We start from the raw sequence: 17,518 nt of genomic DNA on the forward strand, positions 1-17,518 counted from the left end.
CGTATACGATAAACGTAATTGAGTCAATCGATTTTTTCTGCAGAAAACTCAGAAACACGTCAGTTGTTCGGCAATCGTGGAAAGGGTGAGTAAGTGGCGTTAGACGCATGTTGATGAGAGAAGATGAGGTGAAGATTATTCAGGCACTCAAGTCCTCTGCGACCGAATGCGGGTGTGCCCTGTCTTTTGTGCGCGCATCGGCAACAAGCAGCATCACAACGATCCAGTTCGAGACCGTAGTCACCGGCTGCGGATCACGTTTGCTGTCGCGACAATCCTTATCGTTGCCGTGCTCGTGGTCGTGGTTGGAAGTCGTGCCTTGGCGAAAGGAGCTTCATCGAAGGGCTAAGGTGCTTTGTTCTTCATCGTACTTTTCCCAGGTACTGACTGACAAGGGGATTAGGATAAAAATATACTGTTTTCCGCCACTTATTTCTGTTATGATATCTTGGAAATATGTAGACCTTTATCCATGCAAAATATTCCAAGTTAGGTAGGTTTTTTGCTTTTTTAGTTAACACCACAATTTTGCTTACTAGCTGGACGAATTCCGTCCAGCTAATCACTTGTTAGATATGGATTTCTACACTCTTGAATGGTAAGCACGGGAAGTGACGAAAAATTGGTGAGATGTCCCTTTGTTTTTCCAATTATGTGCTAAGCTTAGTCGATGGGATTGATCGCTATGGACAGAGCCGAAACGTGGCAAAGACTTATAGAGTTAGGAGCAGCAAAAGGGACAATGCCCTATGACCCTTTCGGTCCATGGAATCTTTCGGGTGTCGATCTCACCAAAGCTGATCTTAGCGGGGCCGATCTTAGCAATGTTATTTTTAGAAAGGCAATCCTCATGAGAACCAATCTAGCAGGGGCCGACCTAACCGGTGCAGATCTCGGTGAGTCTTTTCCCGTTAAGGCTAATTTTGAACAGGCTAAACTCAGTAGTGCCGATCTCAGTAGGGCCTGTCTCGCAGAGGCCAATCTCAGTAGGGCCAATCTCACAAGAGCCAGTCTCGCACATGCCGATCTCAGCGAAGCCAATCTTACCGGAGCCAATCTCGCCGGAGCCAATCTCGCCGGAGCTTTGCTATTAAGAACGATTTTTTCAGGGGCAACTCTCACCGGTTGTTATGTATACGGCGTTTCAGCTTGGGGAGTAATTTTGGAAGGAGTGAAAGAACAATCAAATCTCCTAATTACTCCACCGAATGAACCTGCAATAACCATTGATAATCTTGAGGTTGCGCAGTTTGTATATCTACTCCTCCACAGCGCAAAAATTCGTTCTGTTATTGATACCATCGGCATGAAAGGGGTTCTTATCCTCGGCCGGTTTAATCCTCCCGAAAGAAAAGCAGTCCTTGATGCTATCCGGAACAAGCTTCGAGAACTTGGCTTCGTACCCATTATGTTCGACTTCGAAAAACCGGTCCAGCGAGACTTCACTGAGACAATCAAAATACTGGCGGGAATGAGTCGTTTCATTATTGCAGATATAACGAGCCCGAAATCATGTCCGCTTGAACTTCAAGCAACTGTTCCTGATTATAAGATACCTTTCGTTCCTATTATCCAAGAAGATGAAAAACCATTTTCTATGTTTCAAGATTTAACAAAATATCCATGGATGTTTGAACTTCTCAAATACGATTCGGTTGAGAAGTTGGTAGCAGTTTTTAAAGATGCCATAGTTAACCCAGCCCTTGAACGTGCTAAAGAATTTGATATCCGAAGAAATCAAGCAATAAGCAACAGGCATGTCGATGATTATTTAAAGGGTAGATAGCAAAAATAGAGAGGACAGGCTTGACTTATTTACAATTTATTACAGTCACATTGTACCAACATCAAAATGCACCGGATTAACCGGTGATTATCGTGTTCCCATGGTCCACATATCTCATATATAGTTTAACCGAATAGTTCCCGAAAAGAACTCAGCAACCTCATATTTAGGCTGTGCTTATCCAACAAACATTGCCCTGGTGCATCTCATATGCCCACTGAAAAACTGCTTGAATCAAAACTTACATGAGATGCCTTGGCAATATTCGGTATGCCAAAGGCTCAACCTCAACTCTCCAAAGCCTCCCGCACCTTGGCGGCCAGTTCACCTTTAGAAAAAGGTTTGCGGAGAAATGACACCCCTTCTATCAGCACCCCCTGATTGGCGATGATATCGGCCGGGTAGCCTGACATGAACAAACATTTCATCTCCGGCCGGCTCTCCAGCAAGCGGGCCGACAGTTCACGGCCGTTCATTTCGGGCATGATCACATCAGTTGCCAATAGGTGTATCTGACCAGGATATTCATTGGCCAGGCGGATGCCCTCGCTCGGAGTACCTGCCGCCAATACGGTATAGCCCAGGCGTTCGAGCATCGACGTGCTCATGTGCAAAAGGGTCGGCTCATCCTCGACCAGCAAGACGATTTCATCGCCATGTACAACAGCCTCCGCAGATGGTGCAGGTCGCGCCTCTGTGGCCGTCTCGACATGCCGGGGGATACAGATGGTGAAGGTTGTTCCTTGTCCCGGCTCACTGGCGAGATTGATGAAACCGTTGTTCTGCTTCACTGCCCCGTACACCGTGGCGAGGCCCAGGCCGGTTCCCTCGCCGATATCCTTGGTCGTAAAGAACGGTTCGAAGATGTGTGTCAAGGTCTCCTCGTCCATGCCGCTGCCGGTATCGCTTACGGCAATAGTCACATACTCCCCGGGCAGAGACCCCGCATGAGTGGCACAGTAGTCCTGGTTAAAAATGGCGTTTTTCGTTGCAACGGTAAGTTTACCGACACCGCCGATAGCATCGCGGGCATTGACGCAGAGATTGGTGAGAATCTGGTCGATTTGCGATGGGTCCATATTGATCGGCCAGAGATCGGAGCCGGGAATCCACATGAGATCGATGTTTTCACCGATGAGCCGGCGCAGCATATTGAGCATCCCTTCGATGGTCTTGTTGAGATCAAGAACCTGGGGTTCCACGGTCTGCTTGCGGGCAAAGGTCAGCAGTTGCCGGGTCAGGTCGGCGGAGCGTCTGGATGCATTGAGAATTTCCTCCAGTTCGGCATGAAACGGTTGTGACGAGTCGACCTGCTCAAGGATCATTTCCGAGTACCCAACGATCACCCCGAGCATGTTGTTAAAATCGTGGGCGACTCCACCTGCCAGCTGACCGATGGCCTCCATTTTTTGAGCCCTGAGGAGTTCTGCTTCGAGACGAGAGCGTTCCTGCTGCGCCAGTTCCCGTTCCTCAATTTCTACCCTGAGTTGCTCGTTGGCCTTTTCTAAATCTTCGGTCCTTTCGGCAACTCGCAACTCAAGATTGTTTCGACTTTCTTGAAGCTCGGTCTCCTTGACCTGTAACTCCTGCACGGTTTTCGCCAGGAGTTGCTGCTTATCGAACAAGGATTTCCAGGTTTGGTAGCGGCTTTTTTCCACAAGAAAGGCCAGAAGACAAACCATCAGGTAGCTGGGGATAAAACGGATGGCAAAATCCCGGCTGTAAACATTGATCAAGTCGGAGGATAAATCGAAGGCAAGAAACCCTGCGCAATAGACCAAAAGAAGGAGGGCGAGCGATATTCCTTGCCGGAGGCCAAGAAGATACAAAGATATCAGAGGGAAGGTATACAGCCACATGAAGGCTGTGGCATGGACCCCTCCGATAAAAAACAGAACGCCGAAAAAGAGCCCTAAACCAAGCACGCCAACCTTCGAACAGGTTGGCTCGTCGCCAGTTTTATTGAGGTACAGCAGAAGGGTGATACCGAGGGCGGCCGTCACAAAATCAGCAAGACCAAGCAACACGGCCCGTTGCACGAAGGCGATTATCCCCATGATAATAAGAAACAGGCACCCCACGCCGAGAAAAACGTACAGCAGGATAACCTTGCGCAAGGTTTCACTGTCGTATTCTTCTCGAATCCCCTTGAAATGAAAAAAGTGCATTTCCTTGGTACAACTCCGCTGATGATGCTTCGGTTTTTCGCTGCAAAATAGTGAATGCGAGTGCTAAACGGTTTTAAGGTTTTTAAAATCAACAAGCCTCACATCAAAAACCGTTCCGTTCACTGCTTGTTGTATCCTGTATTAAGCGAACTCGCATGTTGTTTCGGCAAATCAAGGTATTTCTGTTGGGATTGTTTCTCAACAGGCGATGTCGGCCTCCGGGTTTGATTATCCGCAGGTAAGGCTCTTCGAAAGCCCAAGCCCAAGCCCAAGGCTTTACAGCCAATCTCCAGCCTACAGGGAAAGCCCCTTGGCGGCCATCAACAGGTCCACTATCTCCGATGGGTCGGAAGTTACGGCGATTGTCTCCCGGTACGGCTTCTTCATAAAGCCTTCCTGCCCGGCCTTGTCGAGCATCTGCTTCAAGGGTTCGAAAAAGCCGTTGATGTTCAGCAAGCCAAAGGGCTTTGAATGGAATCCCAGCTGCCTGAGGGTGTAGATTTCGAAAAATTCGTCATAGGTGCCAATGCCCCCTGGGAGAATGATAAACCCGTCGGAGAGATCAATCATCAGTGTCTTGCGTTCGTGCATGGTTGGCATGACATGAAGGTGGGTCAATCCTTTGTGGAACTCCTCCTTGTCTTTCAAGGCCTGGACAGTAACGCCGATGATTTTTCCTCCGCTCTCAAGGACACTCTCGGCAAGCTGGTTCATGAGACCGGTGCAGGACCCACCATAGATGCAGGTAATCCGTCGCCTGGCCAGTTCACGGCCGAGGGCGGCGGTGGCTTCCATATAGACCGGGTGCTTGCCGGTGCTTGAACCGAGGAACACGCATATTGATTTCATTGAATCGTCTCTTGGTTGGTGTTGGTAAGTGTTTGCTATCCTTGCCCTGCCGGTGGCGCAAGTCCTTACAAGATCCCCAGCTGGCAGTTTGTGACTGGCTGAGTCAACGGCGTTCCCCGGCAAAATTCATCATCTTGCAGCAGAAATCTTTGCCGCTTATGGCCAAGGGGCTTGCCATCGCTCCGTGACTGATATACACATATGCGGGATAATTTTCGCTGTGTGCAGCTCGCCCCATGACCGTCAACCGATATGGCTTTAAACCGAGCGACACGTTTTCATTTCCCTCTGTATACGAGTATCCATGAAATTTCTCTTTGATTTTTTGCCGATTCTGTTCTTCTTTCTGGCCTACAAGTTTTTTGATATCTACGTTGCCACGGCAGTGGCCATTGCCTCGACCTTTGCGCAAGTTGCCGTTATTTGGTTTAATACCCGGAAGGTGGCAACCATGCAGCTGGTGACTCTGGCGATTATCGTCGTCTTCGGCGGACTCACCCTCTACCTGCAGAATGAGCTGTTCATCAAGTGGAAACCAACGGTTATCAACTGGCTGTTCGGCGCGGCCTTTCTTGCCACGCAGTTTTTTGGTGAGCAGACCGCTATTGAGCGGATGATGGGCAGTGCCCTGACCCTGCCAAAAACTATCTGGCGCCGCCTGAACCTCGGCTGGGTGGTGTTTTTTTTCGCCGTTGGTTGTGCCAATCTCTATGTAATGAGCCACTTTGACAGCAATACCTGGGTCAATTTCAAACTCTTTGGTATGCTCGGCCTGACGGTGGTCTTTATTATCCTCCAGTCGATCTTTCTGTCGCGCTACATAAAGGATTCCGGCGACAAACCCCAATAGAGTCGTAACATACTATGTATAACCAGGCCTTTCAGCTTAACCAGACCTTTGTTCAGGAGCTCTTCGACCGCATTAATGGTTCGAAGGAGGTTATCGTCCCCAATTCCGCCCTGAGCGATATGTTTCTGCGCGGCAATATCCCGTCGCCCGAGCATCTGGCAGAGCTTCTTAACATCGCTCATTGGGCCAGTTTCTCCACCGAGGAGGGCTATTCGGTCACCGCCTCGCTCATCCTCCGCAAGCCTGATCATACCGCCGATACCTTTTACTTTGACACCCCCATCGACCTGACCGCCAGAACCCTCGTCAAGCTCGGCCCAGCGCTGGAAAACCCGCAGGCGGATATCGGCGTTTGGCCGGATGACAAGGGGCAGCTGAAGATCTGGGGTTTTACCGCCATTTCCTATGAGATGGTCATCAAATCCGATCTGTGGATCCAGATTCTCGGGCCCGGCCGCATCCTTATCATGTATAGCGGCAGGACGGTGGCGGCGGTTACCGCCAACCGGGCGGTGTTTATCGATTCGCGGAGTTTTCTCCACTCGATCATGCCGAAGATCGCCGCCCAGGCGCAGAATACCGATATCAGCCTGTTGAATCTTTTCCGCTATAATTCCATCCTCAAGATTGCCCAGCAGATGCGCAACCACGGCCGCGGCGGCACCGTCCTGATCGTCCCGGCGGACATGAACTGGAAAAACTCGATCACCGCACCCATCCAGTACACCGGCGGCGCCAGCTTTCTCGATGCCGACGCGGTCATGACGCCGCCGACCCGCACCGATCTGGCGGATTCGGAGAACCTGCTGCGCATCGTCAAGGAAATGAATCTCAACCTGCACAAGGACTGGCTGCGCAACTGGCAGCAGGTTCAGCAGCAGTGCGCGCGCATCGCCCGCCTGACTTCGGTGGATGGCGCCCTGGTCATGAACTTCGACCGCTATGTCTATTGCTTTGGCGCCAAGATCGAGGCTATCGACACCCGGATCCTGGCCACCAACCTCAGGGTTATCGAGCCGTTTGAAGGTCATGAGCCGACCGCCCGGCCCTTTTCCAGCCTTGGCGGCACCCGCCACATCTCCGCCGCCCAGTTTGCCTTTGACCAACCGGGGGCAATCTCCATTGTCGCCTCCCAGGACGGCAATGTCACCTTCTTCACCAGAGACAGCGAGACCGGGGGCATCCTCTCCGTCCAGCAGGCGGAAATGGCCCTGCTGCATGAAGGCCTCGGCGGCTCCCTCTGGAACCTGTCTCTCTTCTCCGAGATGGGCTGGCTGGAAAAAGGCGTCAGCAAAAACGAGAAAGGCTACCTGGCCGGTATCGTCCGCTGGATGCGCAATACCTTTCAAAAGGACAAATAGGAAACTCCCTCTGTTCCCTCCGGCAATTGTCTACCTTTTTGATCCTCTTCAAGAAATACTTATGATCACACCTTGAATTGTGAGAGAATATAGCCGAAGGTGATCTTTCGACAGGGTACAGCACCTGCCATTTTTCCAGAGTATCACTCTCAATCGGCGTCCTCTCAGCGTTGCAGAATAGGGCTTTCTAAAACAAATTTTCGGATTGTTGTCGGCGTAAAAGCTGGCATTCGGCAATGGCAAGGTATAACACACTGCTGTTCTGGACTCCCAGTCCTCAGGGGTCTTTTCTCAGAGATGCCTTCTTGAAGATCGGTTTTCTTTTCTCTGCCGGATTCGCAATTCTTTTTGTAATATTTTCTCCTGTGTTTTCAATTGCTAATGATGCTCAACCGTTACAGAAGGTACGGTTGCAGCTGAAATGGCGGCACCAGTTTCAGTTTGCCGGGTATTACGCAGCCGTGGAGAAAGGCTACTTCCGCGATGCCGGACTGGAGGTTGAGCTTATCGAGGGCAGGCCCGGTATAACGCCATTTGCCGAACTCTTATCGGGCAAGGTTGAATTTGCAATCGAGTCACCGGCCATCATCACCAAGAGCCAGCATGGCATTCCCATCGTTGCCATCGCCGCCATCTTTCAGCATTCGCCGACTATCATCCTCACCAGGGCCGACAGCGGCCTGACCTCCCCGAAAAGCCTTGTCGGCAAACGTATAAAAATCACCCCTGAAACCGATCCGGAAAGCATTACGATGTTGAACCGGCAGGGAGTGGCGCTGGGGTCGATCAATGTATTTCCCCACGACTGGGACCTTCGGTCGTTGATTGAGGGGCAGGTTGACGGCCAAACCGCCTACATCACCAACGAGCCGTATCTCATGCGAAAAGCCGGGGTCGAGCCTGCCATTATTCAGCCAAGCGATTATGGCATAGACTTTTACGGCGATTGCATCATTACCCTCGCCCATGAAGTACGAACCCATCACGACCGCGTCAAGGCCTTTCGCAGAGCAGTACAGCAGGGATGGATATACGCCATGGCCAATCCCGAAGAAATTGCCGCCTTGATCCTCGACAAATACTCGAAGGAAAAATCATTTGAGCACCTGCTCTTCGAGGCAGAGGCCATGGCTGCCCTCATCCGCCCTGAACTTGTCGAGATTGGCCATATGAGCCGGGAACGGTGGAAACATATCGCCGATGTCTTTCTGCAGCTTGGTATGATGGATGGCGATTTCGATCTGTCCGGTTTTTTATACGGCGACCTGCGGGACCGGATTGAAAGAGAAGAATTGCAGAAGTCGCGTAATGTCCTGTTCTTGTGGATAGGTATCGCGGGAGTGAGTCTCTTCCTGTGGCTCAGCCTGGTCTTTTTTAACCGAAGACTTGCCAAGGAGGTTGAGAAACGTACCGAATCCCTTGCCACCAGCGAGAATAATTTTCGGGCTTTTTTTGAGATGGCCAGTGTCGGGGTGGGGCAGGTCGAGGTCTCGACAGGCAGATTTGTCCGGGTTAATAAGAAATACTGCGATATCCTGGGCTATACCGCCGAGGAGCTGCAAAGACTTTCCTATACCGATATCACCCATCCGGATGATGTTGGAAGGCAAGAGACCAATCTGGCGCGTCTTAAGTCTGGCGAAATTGCCGAATTTACGATGGAAAAGCGGTATTTCCGAAAAAACAAAGAACTGGTGTGGGGCTTGCTCACCGTTTCGCCGCTGTGGAGCGAAAATCAAACCCCCACTCATTTTTTGGTGGTGCTGAGAGATATTACTGTCAGGAAGAGTGCTGAAGAGCATCTGGTATTCGCTTCAAAGGTCTTTGACAATTCCATAGAAGGTATTGTTGTCACCGATGCTGCCGGGAAAATTCTCCAGGTCAACTCAGCTTTTACCATAATAACCGGCTATAGCGCCGAAGAAGCCATAGGGAAAAATCCCCGGATACTGAAATCGGACAAGCATCCTGCCGAATTTTACCGGGACATGTGGGAAAAGATCACCGGTGAGGGGAAATGGGCGGGTGAAATATGGAACCGGAGAAAAAATGGCGAGGCCTATCCTGAATGGCTGACAATAAGCGCCGTGCGCAATCAAGGCGGCAAAATAACCAATTTTGTTTCACTCTTTCACGATATCTCGGAGAACTTTCAACAAAAAGAGGCTCTTAAATATCAGGCCCAGCACGACGCCCTGACCGGATTGCCAAATCGCGTTCTTATGGCTGATCGTCTGGAGACGGCCCTGGCGAAATTGTCGCGTTCCAATTACAAACTGGCCCTGTTGTATTTTGATCTCGATAATTTCAAGTATGTCAACGATGCCTTCGGCCATACCGCCGGTGATGATTTACTTATAGAACTGGCGAGGCGTCTTTCGGTGGTCATTCGTTCAGGAGATACCCTGGCGAGGCTTGGCGGCGATGAATTTCTCATTTTACTTACCGATGTCGACAGCATCAACACCGTAAGCTACGTGGCGGCGCGGATCATCGAGAGCCTGGGAAAACCCTTTCATCACCGGGACGTGGAGTTCGTTGTGTCGGCCAGCATCGGTATCACCTTTGCGCCGGATGACGGCGTCGATGCCGTAACCCTGGTGAAGAACGCCGATATTGCCATGTACAGGGCCAAGGGGCTCGGCAAAAATACCTACACATTTTTTACCGCCGAGCTCGATCGCCAGTCGCATAACCGGATCGCCATGGAATCGAAATTGCGAAAGGCAATCGAAAACTACGAATTCCAGCTGTATTATCAACCTCTTGTCGACAGCACCGACGGCAGGATTGTCGGCGCGGAGGCGCTGATCAGGTGGCACAGTGAGGGTTCGGTAATCGCCCCTTGGCAATTCATACCCATAGCGGAAGAATCCGGGCTGATCATCAGTCTCGGCGAATGGATCATCATCGAAGCGGCAAAACAGGCAAAACGATGGCATGATGCCGGCTTTGACATTGCCATATCAATCAACATTTCCTCACGGCAGTTTCGCGGTCAGGATCTGGTGGCGCTGCTCCGCAATATGTATCAGTTCGTCGGCCTGGTTCCCGGGCAACTCTATTTTGAAGTCACCGAATCCATGCTCATCGGCGATTTTAAACATACTCAAAAGACAATGGGCGATTTGCGCGAACTCGGGATGAGGTTCTATCTCGATGATTTCGGCACCGGCTATTCATCGCTGTCGTATTTGCAAAAATTGCCCATCGACGGCCTGAAAATTGATAAATCCTTTATCAACGATATCGTCGAAAACACCGAGAGCAGGGCGATTGCCGCGGCGGTGGTGTCCCTGGCGAAAACCCTTAACCTGGCCATCGTCGCCGAGGGCGTTGAAACCAACGACCAGAGGCGGGTATTGACAGAAATCAGTGAGATGCTCATTCAGGGATACCTTGTCAGCCGCCCGGTGCCGGCGGCTGAGTTTGAGGCGCTACTGCGGCGGGGCAATTTTCCCTGGGAGTAATGCCGACTGTGTCGGTACACATCCGCTGTGCCTTGCGGGGTAAATCTTGGAAATGATAGCGTACACGGTTCCGGCGGCTGTCCTCATTGTCGGCGATGTCCCTTTTGGTAATCTGCCAGGTATCTGCTTACCTGCCGCCCGTCTCCGCTCCGGCCTTGGGCATGGAGCGGGTGGCGACGACATTGATGCCGGTGCCGCCGACGTTTTCGACAATGACCGCGCCGATCTCAACCGGCGCCGTAACCGTCAGACCGTGCAGACTGCCGGCGATTTGACGCATCATGGCCTTGGGAATGGCTTCGGCGGTTTTCACCGGCAATCTCGGCCATAAGCCGTTTTTACAGGCAATGGTGGTAGACAGCATGCGCCGCGGATCAGCGAATTCCTGTTTGGCGTATTTCGGGCCGATCTTGCACTTGTTGCCCTCAATCGCCTTGATGACCCCATCCTCAATATCAAGCTGCATCTGACAGCCCATGGGGCAGCTTATGCATACCAGTTCCACTTGGCTCTTCATCACGCATCCTCCTTGGCGACGATATCTATCCGTAAGGCAGTTCCATAAAAGCGCTCAAGGACTTCCGGTCCTATTGTCAGGCGGATCATCTCCGAGGGAATGACCAGCCGCAGCGGTTTTTCAAAGAAATTGCCGAGACGGAGGATGCAATCCTTCTGCGGATGAATGCAGCGCAGATAGATCGAATTTTCCCGGTCGGGCGAGAGGGTGTGCGGCAGGCAGTAGCGGACGTTGTCGCCGGCCTGGAGAATGATATTGTCCTGGGGGCGGCGCCTGTTCTGGGCCAGCTCCCCGGCAAAGGCCCCCGCCCGCAGCGCCTCTTCGCTGACGTTGTCGACGAGGTCGTGAATATGCAGGACATTGCCGCAGGCGAAGACCCCCGGCAGGGAGGTCTCCAGGGTGCTGGAAACCCGAGGACCACCGGTAATGGGGTCCATCTGCAGGCGCAGTTGCCGCGATAGCTCGTTCTCGGGGATCAGGCCTATGGACATGAGGATGGTGTCGCAATCGACATCCCATGCTCTGTCCATGAACGGCTGGAAATCGCCCGCCACCGGGGCGACGGTGACCTTCTTGACCCGGTCGCGGCCGTGAATAAAGGCCATGGTCGTCGAAAGATGCAGTGGGATGTCAAAGTCCTTCAGGCATTGCACGACGTTGCGGGTCAGGCCGTTGCAGTACGGCATGATCTCGTAGACCCCGGTGACCTCACAGCCTTCGAGAGAAAGGCGGCGGGCCATGATCAGGCCGATGTCGCCTGATCCGAGGATGGCGATGCGCCTACCCGGCAACAGGCCCTCGATATTGACCATCCGCTGGGCAAGACCGGCGGTCATGACCCCTGCCGGGCGAAAGCCGGGGGTGCGGATGGCGCCGCGGGAGCGCTCCCTGGCGCCCATGGCCAGAACGACGGCACCGGCCTTGATCTCCGAGAGGCCGACGGTGCCGCCCATCAGGGTCACCTGCAGATCCGGGGAGATGTCGAGAATGAAGGATTCGGGAAGAATCTCTATCCCCGGCTCGGCGTAGACGCGGCGAATAAAGCGGTCGGCATACTCCGGCCCGGTCAGCTCCTCCTTGAAATTATGTAGACCGAAGCCGGAGTGGATACACTGGTTGAGGATGCCGCCCATCTCTTTTTCCCGGTCGACAATGAGGATCTCGCCGCAGCCCGCGTCCCGGGCCCCGATTGCCGCAGCCAGGCCGGCCGGTCCGCCGCCGACCACCACCACATCATAACGCGCTTTCAAAACGGTCATTTTTCCCCTCCTTTATCGTCAGAGCCTTCATCCTCGGGGCGGGGAAAGAACATCTCCGATCCCTTGCCGCGCTTGGAGATGGTGTGCAGGGGAACCCCCTGGGTGCGGGCGAGGATCTCCATGACCCGCGAGGTGCAGAAGCCGCCCTGGCAGCGGCCCATGCCGGCACGCACCCGGAATTTGACGCCGTCGAGGGTGGTCGCGCCGTGTCGCACCGCGTCAAGGACCTCGGCTTCGGTGACCAGTTCGCAGCGGCAGACGATCTTCGCCCGTTTCGGATGGCTGTTTACCCACTGGCGGCGCTGTTCATTGTCCATGAGGGCGAAGCGGGCCGGGCCGTCGATCGCCGGTTGCCAGTCGTTTCGTTCCTCGGCCGTAAGTCCTTCATCAAAGAGGATCTCCCGCACGTATTCGGCGATTGCCGGGGCGGCGGTCAGGCCGGGCGACTGGATGCCGGCGACGTTGATGAAGCCCTTGACCTTTGCCGGCCCGATGATAAAGTCGTTGGTGCTGGACACTGCCCGCAGGCCGGCAAACTCGGTGATAACATCACGCTCAGAGATCGATGGGCAGTATTTCCGCACCTGGTTGAAAACGGTGTGGGCTCCGGCAAGGGATGTAGAAGAGTCGTAGCGGTCTTCGACGTCCTCAGCGGTCGGTCCGACCATGATGGTGCCGTCGAAGGTCGGGATGATGAGGATGCCCTTGCTCTTTGGCTGGGGGGTCGGAAAGATGAGATGTTTGACCACACCCTGCAGCCGCTTGTCGAGCATGTACTCCTCGCCCTTGCGGGGGCGGATCTGAAAGTCGTTCATACCGGCCATTTCGGCGATCTTGTCGGAAAAAATCCCGGCCGCATTGACCAGGAAGCGGCCCTTTATTGCCAGCCGCGAACCCCTGGCGATAAAGACGCCGTCCTGGTTGTCGATGGCATGGATCTGGTTTTCCCGGAAGAACTTGACGCCGTTGAGTTCGGCGCTCTCGGCCAGACCAAAGCTTAATTCGTAAGGATTGATGACCCCGGCGCCGGGTGCATACAGGGCTCCCAGGAGGTTTGCGCTGAGGTTGGGCTCTTCGCGCAGCAGGCGCCTGCGGTCCCACAGCTCAAGGCCGGTAACGCCTTTTTTTTCGCCCTTTGCCTTGAGCTCCATCAGGATCTGCAGGTCTTCCTCGGTTTGAGCGATGTCCAGCTCGCCGATGCGTTTGAAACCAAATTTCAGGTCTCTCTGCAAATCGTCGTAGAGCCGGTTGCCGCGCACCACCAGCCTGCCCTTGAGTGACTCGGGCGGCGAGTGATGGCCGGAATGAATGATGCCGCTGTTGGTCTTGGTGGTGCCGAAGCCGACTTCGCAATAGGCCTCGGTCAGGGCAATTTTCAGCCGGTACTTGGAGAGTTCCCGGGCGATCGCGCAGCCCACCACGCCGCCACCGATAATTACCACGTCATAAAGCATAGATGCTCCTTGGGTCCGGTTTGAGACGTTGTTATGACAAAGGGTGGAGATTACTGTCCCTGATTGCCGGCGAAGAGGATACGCGGGTCAACGTCTGCTGCCGACTGGGTCCCAGTCAGTACCATGACCTGTTTCAGTTCACCCTGCAGGGTTTCAAGGTATTTTTCAACACCTGCCTGCAGGCCACCGACCGCCGCCACCGAAAACGGCCGGCCGATCATGACGGCATCGGCACCGAGGGCGAGCATCTTGAGGATATCGCCACCGGAACGCACCCCGCCGTCAACGAGGATGGTCATCCGGCCCTTCACCTTGGCGGCAATATCCGCCAGGACCTCGGCCGTGGCCGGGGCGTAATCGAGTACCCGACCGCCATGGTTGGAGACGACTATGGCATCGGCGCCGGCCGCGAGGGCCAGTTCGGCATCGTCGACGGTCATTATCCCTTTCAGGATAAATTTCATGCCGCACTTCTTGATAATCTCGGCAAGCTTAGCCGGAGACTTGGGGGAAACCGGCCGGCCCATGCGCCGTAGGGTGATCAGTCCGGCGGCGTCGATATCCATGCCAATAGTGTCACAGCCGGTTGCTTTGGCAAGCTCTATCTTGGCATAGAGTTCGTCATCTTCCCAGGGCTTTACGAAGGGGATGCCATGGCCATCTGCCTCCTGGATGGCAGCGAAGCCCGACTTATGAATGAACTCCGGGACACCGTCACCGCTGCAGCCGATGGTCCCCTGCGCCTTGCAGCCATTGATAACCGCCTTGATATAGTCTTCTTCGGAGACCCTTCCGCCCATATTGAACGATACCCCGCCGATCGGGGCGGCGAGAACCGGCAAGGCCAGGGACTTGCCGAGGATCTGCACCGCCGTATCCGGTTCGATCACATCGTGGATCAGGCGCATATTGAATTTGATGCCGGCAAGCGCCGAAACATTACCGATAAAGCTCGAACCGCTGCCCAGCCCGCCCATGCCCGGCACCTCACCGGCGCAGGCCCGGCCATTGCAGACCGGGCACACCCGGCAGTATTTTCCCATCAGTTTTCTGGCATTGTCGCGAAACTCTTTCATTTTCTTGTCCTTCAGTCGGCAGAGAACCATTTCTTCCGGCGCACCCTGTTGTGGCACACCACCCGAAAGACCAGATTTATTAAAAAAAATGCCGGTCGGCAAGACAAATCGGTGAACAGGCGGGGCAGGTTGAGCCTGCAGGATGCTAAATATCAAAAATATATTTGACATATATTTTGTTACCTGTAATTACTGCAGCGATAGTGCCGTGCATGCTGCCGAACCGCTGGAGCTTACGAATACTCCGTGTTTCTTCGCCATATGGCCGCCTTTATCTTCGCTCCCCGAGACCATGAAAAACCGCCGCACTAAAGACAACAAAGGAACCCGGCAACCCTTGGGGGTGGCAGCCTACGAACAGATCTGCCAAAAGATCATCACCCTTGCCTATAAACCCGGGGCAATCCTCGATGAAAAGCAATTGATGGCCGACCTGCAGTTTGGCCGGACTCCGATCCGCGAAGCACTCCTGCGTCTTGCCGGCGAGGGTTGGATCGAAACCCGGCCCAACCGGGCCGCAGTGGTCCCGCCGATCACCATCCAGGGGACTAAGGCGGTATTCGAGGCCATGAAGATCCTCGAACTCGGTGTGGCGGGCCTTGCCGTCAACCAGAATATCGACGAACAGCTGGTCGCCATGCGCCGGGCCAGTGCCCTGGTACAGGAAACTATTGCCAGTAATGACGTACTCCACTTGGTGGTCGCCAACCATGCCTTTCATCTGGCCTATGCCGAATGCGCCGGCAATGCCTTTCTCACCCGGGCCTGCCTTGAGGTGCGCAACCAGGCCAAACGTCTGGCCTATTTATCCTACGCCGGCGATATCGGCATGAACCGCTCCCTGCACGGGCATTATGCGGCGGTGGTCGACGAACACGAGAAGATAATCGCCTGCCTGATGCGCAAAGACGAGGCGGGTCTCAAAGAAGTCATAGTTCAGCATATCAATGCCTTTCAGGGACGGATTATTGCCTATATGATGAGTTCCTGATCTGGTACAGTATGGAGGAATGCAACCGGTGGCAACAAGGCACTACAAGGCCTGCAAACTATAACAGGGAAGCATAACGATCAACCTCTCACCAAAAAGGAAGAAACACCATGAAAAAACTGACGCATCTGGTTTTCGCAATGGCGCTGGTATTTGCTATCGCCAGCACTGCCCAGGCCAAGACGACCTGGACCGCCAACTCCGTCTGGCCACCGAATAATCATCAAACCATCGCCCTTGATGAATTCGCCGCCAAGGTCAAACAGCTGACCAATGGAGAACTGGAGATCACCGTCTCAAGCGGTGGCGCCCTTGGCTATAAAGGCCCGGAACTCCTGAAAGTTGTCCGTGACGGCATGGTGCAGGTCTCCGATATGCTGATCAGCGGCGTGGCCGGTGAGGACAAAATCTTCCAGGTTGTCACCCTGCCGTTTTTGGCACTCAATTTCGAGGAATCAAAACTGCTCAACGAAACCGCTCGACCGTACTTCGATAAAGCCGCCGCCAAATGGGGCCAGAAGATCCTCTTTATTTCCCCCTGGCCCGGTGCTGGACTGTGGACCAAGCGGCCGATCGCCTCGGTTGCGGAAATGAAAGGCCTGAAAACCCGTACCTACGATAAAAACGGTTCTCTGGTCGTTGAAGCTGCCGGCGGTACCCCGTATACCCTGGCCTTCAGCGAGGTGTATTCCTCCTTGGCTACCGGAGTTATCGACTCGGTCATCACCTCCTCGCCGACCGCCGTCGATGCGAAATTCTGGGAGGTCCTGAAGTATCATCAGCCGATGAATATCACCATCGCCACCGACATGATCAACGTCAACCTCAAGGCCTTCGAAAAACTCGACAAGAAAACCCAGGACGCGGTCGTCCAGGCCGGCCGGGAAATGGAAGAGATGATGTGGAAAAAGCAGGCCTCGATCGATCAGGAAAAAATCGATATATGCATCAAGAACGGTATGGAAACGGTTGTTCCTTCAGTGGAGTTTATGAAGGCCCTGGCTGTCATTACCGAAAAAATCCGTACCGATTGGTTGCAGGACGCCTCCCCAGAGGCGAAAGCCCTGTATGCCGAGTTCATGGCAAAGGTTAAACGCTGATTGCCGGTGGAGTCTGCGTAATCTGTATTTTTTCGCCGTTCGCTCCTTCCGGGGCGAACGGCCCCTTTAGGCCCGGGAGGGGTCAATGAAGCAACTGATCAAAATCATTGATGCAATCTCAACATTTGTCGGCGGCCTGGCCGGAGCAATGCTCTGCCTCGGTCTGCTGCTTACCTGCGCTGAGATTCTTCTGAGAACCGCCTTTGACCGTACTCTGTATATCACCGATGAATATTCCGGCTATCTGATGTGCGGCCTGACCTTTTGCGCCCTCGGCTATACCCTGAAGGAAAAGGGCCATATCCGCATGACCATTATGCACGGCATCATCAAGGGCAGAAAACGCGACTACCTGGATACAATCTGCTTTGCTCTCGGATGCATCTTTTCCCTTTTTATTACCTTCTATACCTGGGAGTTGTTCCGGGATTCAATCGCCACCAGTTCGCAGTCGATGCAACTGTCGGCCACCTACCTGGCGATACCGCAATTTGCCATGCCGTTTGGCGCGCTTATCCTGACCCTGCAGTTTTTCAGTGAGTTTCTAAAAAGCATCCTCATTCTCAAGGGAGATACCGCCGGACTGGTTCTTCGTGAAGAGATACAAGATTTAGGACGATAAGAGTTAAGGAGCCTT

Annotated in this window: 13 protein-coding genes; 7 read left to right on the forward strand and 6 right to left on the reverse strand. The window is 53.6% G+C overall.

Annotated elements, in window-relative coordinates:
* The first annotated feature begins 685 nt into the window (after positions 1 to 685).
* Positions 686 to 1,786, forward strand: coding sequence for a pentapeptide repeat-containing protein (locus OEL83_17945; protein MDK9708929.1), 1,101 nt, complete (start codon positions 686 to 688; stop codon positions 1,784 to 1,786).
* A gap of 287 nt (positions 1,787 to 2,073) precedes the next feature.
* Here the strand turns inward: OEL83_17945 and OEL83_17950 are convergent, their stop codons facing one another.
* Together OEL83_17950 and OEL83_17955 are read right to left on the reverse strand one after the other, a co-directional pair.
* Complete coding sequence (locus OEL83_17950) at positions 2,074 to 3,954, reverse strand: ATP-binding protein (GenBank protein ID MDK9708930.1); 1,881 nt, start codon at positions 3,952 to 3,954, stop codon at positions 2,074 to 2,076.
* A 294-nt stretch (positions 3,955 to 4,248) separates the two neighbouring features.
* Positions 4,249 to 4,803, reverse strand: coding sequence for a TIGR00730 family Rossman fold protein (locus OEL83_17955; protein ID MDK9708931.1), 555 nt, complete (start codon positions 4,801 to 4,803; stop codon positions 4,249 to 4,251).
* Positions 4,804 to 5,107: 304 nt separating this feature from the next.
* Between OEL83_17955 and OEL83_17960 the strand changes: the two genes are divergently transcribed.
* The 3 genes from OEL83_17960 (at position 5,108) to OEL83_17970 (ending at position 10,484) form a co-directional block, all read left to right on the forward strand.
* On the forward strand, positions 5,108 to 5,653 hold the full coding sequence (locus OEL83_17960; GenBank protein MDK9708932.1) for a septation protein A: 546 nt from the start codon (positions 5,108 to 5,110) through the stop codon (positions 5,651 to 5,653).
* A gap of 14 nt (positions 5,654 to 5,667) precedes the next feature.
* Complete coding sequence (locus OEL83_17965) at positions 5,668 to 7,014, forward strand: hypothetical protein (protein MDK9708933.1); 1,347 nt, start codon at positions 5,668 to 5,670, stop codon at positions 7,012 to 7,014.
* 236 nt (positions 7,015 to 7,250) lie between these two features.
* Positions 7,251 to 10,484: an EAL domain-containing protein gene (locus OEL83_17970; GenBank protein MDK9708934.1), complete on the forward strand. Its 3,234-nt coding sequence runs from the start codon at positions 7,251 to 7,253 to the stop codon at positions 10,482 to 10,484.
* 127 nt (positions 10,485 to 10,611) lie between these two features.
* Here the strand turns inward: OEL83_17970 and OEL83_17975 are convergent, their stop codons facing one another.
* The 4 genes from OEL83_17975 to OEL83_17990 are packed head-to-tail and all read right to left on the reverse strand — an operon-like array spanning position 10,612 to position 14,790.
* Entirely contained in the window at positions 10,612 to 11,001 is a 390-nt protein-coding gene (locus OEL83_17975; GenBank protein ID MDK9708935.1) for a DUF1667 domain-containing protein, read from the reverse strand.
* Positions 11,001 to 12,260, reverse strand: a complete 1,260-nt coding sequence (locus OEL83_17980) for an NAD(P)/FAD-dependent oxidoreductase (GenBank protein ID MDK9708936.1) — start codon at positions 12,258 to 12,260, stop codon at positions 11,001 to 11,003. The genes OEL83_17975 and OEL83_17980 overlap by 1 nt, the downstream gene beginning before the upstream one ends.
* A complete protein-coding gene (locus OEL83_17985; protein ID MDK9708937.1) occupies positions 12,257 to 13,714 on the reverse strand; it encodes an NAD(P)/FAD-dependent oxidoreductase in 1,458 nt (485 codons plus the stop codon). The genes OEL83_17980 and OEL83_17985 overlap by 4 nt, the downstream gene beginning before the upstream one ends.
* 50 nt (positions 13,715 to 13,764) lie before the next feature.
* Positions 13,765 to 14,790, reverse strand: a complete 1,026-nt coding sequence (locus OEL83_17990; protein MDK9708938.1) for an alpha-hydroxy-acid oxidizing protein — start codon at positions 14,788 to 14,790, stop codon at positions 13,765 to 13,767.
* Between the two features lie 292 nt (positions 14,791 to 15,082).
* Between OEL83_17990 and OEL83_17995 the strand changes: the two genes are divergently transcribed.
* The 3 genes from OEL83_17995 (at position 15,083) to OEL83_18005 (ending at position 17,503) form a co-directional block, all read left to right on the forward strand.
* Positions 15,083 to 15,781, forward strand: a complete 699-nt coding sequence (locus OEL83_17995) for a GntR family transcriptional regulator (GenBank protein ID MDK9708939.1) — start codon at positions 15,083 to 15,085, stop codon at positions 15,779 to 15,781.
* Between the two features lie 110 nt (positions 15,782 to 15,891).
* Positions 15,892 to 16,881, forward strand: coding sequence for a TRAP transporter substrate-binding protein (locus OEL83_18000; protein ID MDK9708940.1), 990 nt, complete (start codon positions 15,892 to 15,894; stop codon positions 16,879 to 16,881).
* Positions 16,882 to 16,966: 85 nt separating this feature from the next.
* A complete protein-coding gene (locus OEL83_18005) occupies positions 16,967 to 17,503 on the forward strand; it encodes a TRAP transporter small permease (GenBank protein MDK9708941.1) in 537 nt (178 codons plus the stop codon).
* Positions 17,504 to 17,518: the final 15 nt, after the last annotated feature.

It is taken from the genome of Desulforhopalus sp. (genome assembly GCA_030247675.1).
In the GTDB taxonomy this organism is placed as follows: domain Bacteria; phylum Desulfobacterota; class Desulfobulbia; order Desulfobulbales; family Desulfocapsaceae; genus Desulforhopalus_A.